The organism is Faecalibacillus sp. TM498 (assembly GCF_020589955.1).
GTDB lineage: Bacteria > Bacillota_I > Bacilli_A > Erysipelotrichales > Coprobacillaceae > Faecalibacillus > Faecalibacillus intestinalis.
Map to the genome: position 1 here is coordinate 1 of NZ_JAJDKB010000092.1, position 4,250 is coordinate 4,250.

Annotated in this window: 5 protein-coding genes; 3 read left to right on the plus strand and 2 right to left on the minus strand. The window is 24.5% G+C overall.

What is annotated here, in order from left to right:
* Positions 1-566: 566 nt before the first annotated feature.
* Complete coding sequence (locus LJD32_RS14585; protein WP_227392763.1) at positions 567-1,331, minus strand: hypothetical protein; 765 nt, start codon at positions 1,329-1,331, stop codon at positions 567-569.
* A gap of 169 nt (positions 1,332-1,500) precedes the next feature.
* Here LJD32_RS14585 and LJD32_RS14590 point away from each other — a divergent pair, with 169 nt between their 5' ends.
* The 3 genes from LJD32_RS14590 to LJD32_RS14600 are packed head-to-tail and all read left to right on the plus strand — an operon-like array spanning position 1,501 to position 2,656.
* Positions 1,501-1,839 (plus strand): PadR family transcriptional regulator, encoded by a 339-nt coding sequence (locus LJD32_RS14590; protein WP_227392764.1) that lies wholly within the window; start codon positions 1,501-1,503, stop codon positions 1,837-1,839.
* Positions 1,829-2,209 carry a DUF6120 family protein gene (locus tag LJD32_RS14595; protein ID WP_227392765.1) on the plus strand — a complete coding sequence of 127 codons (381 nt, stop codon included), beginning with the start codon at positions 1,829-1,831 and terminating at the stop codon, positions 2,207-2,209. Before LJD32_RS14590 ends, LJD32_RS14595 begins: the two co-directional genes overlap by 11 nt.
* Entirely contained in the window at positions 2,210-2,656 is a 447-nt protein-coding gene (locus LJD32_RS14600; protein WP_227392766.1) for a hypothetical protein, read from the plus strand.
* 213 nt (positions 2,657-2,869) lie between these two features.
* Here the strand turns inward: LJD32_RS14600 and LJD32_RS14605 are convergent, their stop codons facing one another.
* Positions 2,870-3,931, minus strand: coding sequence for a hypothetical protein (locus LJD32_RS14605; RefSeq protein WP_227392767.1), 1,062 nt, complete (start codon positions 3,929-3,931; stop codon positions 2,870-2,872).
* Positions 3,932-4,250 lie beyond the last annotated feature (319 nt).

Consider the following 4,250-nt stretch of genomic DNA (forward strand, 5'->3'; position numbering starts at 1 on the left):
AAAAGGAGGAAAACCAGGACCAGACATCATCCTAATTTTCCTCTTAAAAAAGCACAGAATATTTTAGAGGGAATACTGATTCCACATCAATATCCCCCTTAATAATTTAGAGCGAATTTCGCTAAAGCACTCGATTATTTAGAGCGCCATAATTTATTTAAAAAATAATAGAAAATACAATTTTTGAATATGTAATTTATAAGCATTTTAATAAATTGACAAAATTAGATTAATTAAAAAAGTAAGAATATAATTAGAATCTTACTTTTTTAATGTTTTTGTAAACCATATTTTAGTATGAAATTTTATTAATATTTTAATTGTTATTCTTTATTTTACTTTTTCTATTAAGATAAAGCATTATTAATGTATCACATGCTAAAATAATAGAGCATAAATTATGATACCAGTTATCTCCAAGAGATCTAGTAAAAGTCATAAGAAGGATACCTGCATAAATGAACATATGATTTTTTATATTATTTTTAATAATATAAATTGTTGAAACTATATAGATTATAGTAACTAATAAAATAAGATACATATCCATAGTTTAACCTCCTTGTTTAATATGGTTTTTGATTTACCCACCAACTACCTGTTTTTCCATAAGTATAAGTGCATGATTTGTATTTTTTTCCTTTAACAGTAGGATCCATGATAATTCTCTTATTAACGTATCTATATCCGTATTGTGTTGTATTACCAACGGTGTAAGTTTTTGAAGTTCTATATAAGTCATATGCCCACTTAGATGTGATTTTACTTGATGCTAATGATAAAGCTGTACTAGTAATACCTGTTACATCGGAAATTGTAGAAAGCATACCACTGTATGGAATACATGGGCAAGAGAATAAAGCAGTTAATTTTGATATTTTATCTAAAACATCAGATACTTGCCCAACAATTTCGCCAATATTTTTTGAAAAAGAAGCTTGTTTAACACTTGCTGCATTTGATGGAATTCCAGTAACACTATATTCACAAGTTGAAATTGAATTTTTTAACCTTTCAAAATTTTCAATTGTTTTTTGTTTGTCCATTTCTAAGTATTCTTCTTCTGTATGTGAAGTATCATATATATGTGTTACTGTTGTAGTGATTACTACACTACCAACGCCTTCGATTTCGAATTTCCCAGTATCTAAGTCATATGAACATGATTGATCATCATATGTTTCAAAATTAATCTTGTTGTTTTCAATATTAATTGTTTGAGGAATTATTTCATTATCAATCTCCTTAGCATTGGATAATAAAGTTGTTGAACCTACACAACTAGAAATAGTAATAAGAGAAATTAGTGATTTTTTTATTATATTTTTCATTTTCAATAACCTCATTTCTTTTTTATTATAGGTAAGCGCTTTCCTTACTTAAAGTGTATCATAATTAATTAGGTTGTCAATATATTTATTTTGTTTAACGACCTATTGTATATAAAATACATGTCGTATATAATATGTACATAAAATGAATTCATTTTTGGAGGATATTATGGCAAAAAATACAAATTATTTATTTAAGCTTGATCTTCTTTTGTTAAGTATTCTCAAAGAAAAGGATAAGTATGGCTATGAAATGATTAAAGAGATTTCACAAAGAACAGACAATCTTATAGAAGCAAAGCATGGAACCATGTATCCTATTATTTATAAGCTTATAGAAGAAGAATATATTACCAGTAATACTGTTTTAGTGGGCAACAAAGCAAGAGTCTACTATCATCTTGAAGAGAAAGGAAAAGAATATTTGGAATCTATTACTCAAGATTATGATAATCTTGTACAAAGTATTGATCTGATTGTTCATGGAACAAAGCATTATGAAAGATAGTAAAAAATATTTTAAAGATATTAATAAATTATTTCCTGTTCATAGTTATAAAGAAAAAAAATATTTAAACGATTTAAAAGAACAAATTGATGAATACGATGATCTTTCTTATCATGAATTAGAAGAACAATTTGGGACTCCTATTGATATCGTTGTTGCTTATTATGAAACAATAGATACAAAATATATTTTAAAAAAAATAAAAATAAAACACGTTATTTCAACAATTTGCATTTTGATTCTACTATTTGTAGCAGCTACATCATGTTACGAAATATATACAGTAAATCAAGCAAAAAAGAAATTTGATGAAATGTGGCCTATTCATTATGAGGAAAGAATCACAGAAGATAAGGAGATTACAGAATAAATGAAAAAATTACTTTTAGGATTAACATTAGTATTGATGTTGATTTTACCGACTAATATAAATGCTTTGGAAGAAAATTATAATACAACATATTATGAGAATGGTTATTATTATGAAATTTCCATTAGTGTTACGAATTCAGTTGCACGTTCAGCAAAAGAAGGCAGTAAAACAATTTATTGTAAAAACTCAGCAGGTAAAACAATGTGGTCACTTACTGTTAAAGGAACATTTACATATAACGGAAGCACTTCTAGTTGTACATCTGCTAGTGCATCAACTTCAATAACAGATGCTACTTGGAAAATCACTAATAAATCTAGTTCAAAAAGTGGAAATACAGCAAAAGCAACTGCTACGGCTATTTGTTATTTAAATGGTAATCCTATAAATAGTGCTACAAAAACTGTTAGTTTAAAATGCAGTGCTAGTGGTAAATTGAGTTAATACAAAGAGCAAATTTAAAGCTCTTATTATACTTGTATATCGAATATGTTTAATATAAGTTGATACTTATTAAATAATAAATAATTATAAAAAAATTGTGTATTTTATCATACTCAAAAGAGAAATTGAATAAACAAAAAGATGATAATAATAGTATTAATTATATCATCTTTTTTATATGGGTCATATTTAATTATTTTATTAAAAATAAATTTAATTTCTTATTTGGATCTTGTTAACAGTAAATTTTTGTTCTAATATCTCAATTCCATTTATGTTAATATATCTATATCCTGGTAAGATGTTAATATATGTACGCTTTTCATTTTCTGATTTCTTCTTAGCAATTTTATATTCTACAGCAATATATTTATTATCATTTGTTTTAAAAACTAAATAACCATCAAAGTTGTTTTGTGATGAATAATATGTGGATGATTTTGTTGTTGAATAGACTGCCTCCGAATAAATGATATTTTTTCCGTAATTCTTAAAAGAATATGGGTTAAGGAGAAATAACAGAATAGAAATTAAAATAAATATTTTCATACATTTTGCAGGACTATCAGATTTATGAATTATTTTTCTCATTTTGTTTCTTACTTTAACGCTTTTAAAGAATTTTAAATCATCTAAAATATATATTGGAATAATTGAGGATATTGCACACACAATTGCAAATCCTGAAAGCATGATTGATAGGTCTTTGTCACCAAATGTAATTTTTAATAAATAGTAAAATACACCTGTTAGACAGCTAATTGAAAGAAGTATACCATACCATTTATTTAAAAAATTAATAAAGTTATTTTTTTTAAATTTTATATAAAAAGTTGAAAAGATAACCAAATATATAAAACTCATTATTGCTGCAGGAATAAGTGTAATTGATGAAATATCGGTTGTTATAATATATAAAAAGTATATTATTAACCAAAAAAATGCTATTTGAAAAAAGCATAAGAATTTGAAAATATATGTATTAAAATTTATTGTGATATCGTCTTCTTTTTGAGTGAAAATAATAACCAGAGTTATTATTGTAAAAACTATTGGCAGAAATAAATATATAAAAATTGAAGAAGAAGAGAGTGAAATTGTAACATTATTAATTCTAAGTTCTTCCGTATAACCTTTTTCTATTAAAGAAGAAATGCTAGCAAATAAAGATGAGAAAAAAGCTATTAAAATAGTAAAAATTGTAACTAGCTTAGTAATTGATAATTTTAAAAAATCTTTTTTTAATGATTTAATCATAGTTTTAGTATTGTTCATGAATATATAATACCTTTCATTTTGATTATATGCTTATAATACCATATTTTATATTTAATAAAACAGTTTAATTGGGATTAACGGAGGCTATGTTTTTTATATAATGATTTATTCAGAATAGTTGTAATCAAATAATCTAAAAAATACAATAATTATAAGTTAAGTTTCATAAGTATGTGCTGTTAAACAAATAAAAAAATATATATTTCAAATTATTGATGGGCTTTATTGAGCAAAATACAATTATTAATTATAATACCTGATTTTGGTATCCAGCATTAAAATATAGTGATAGTAAAAAAGCAGTAGGAATTCAAGA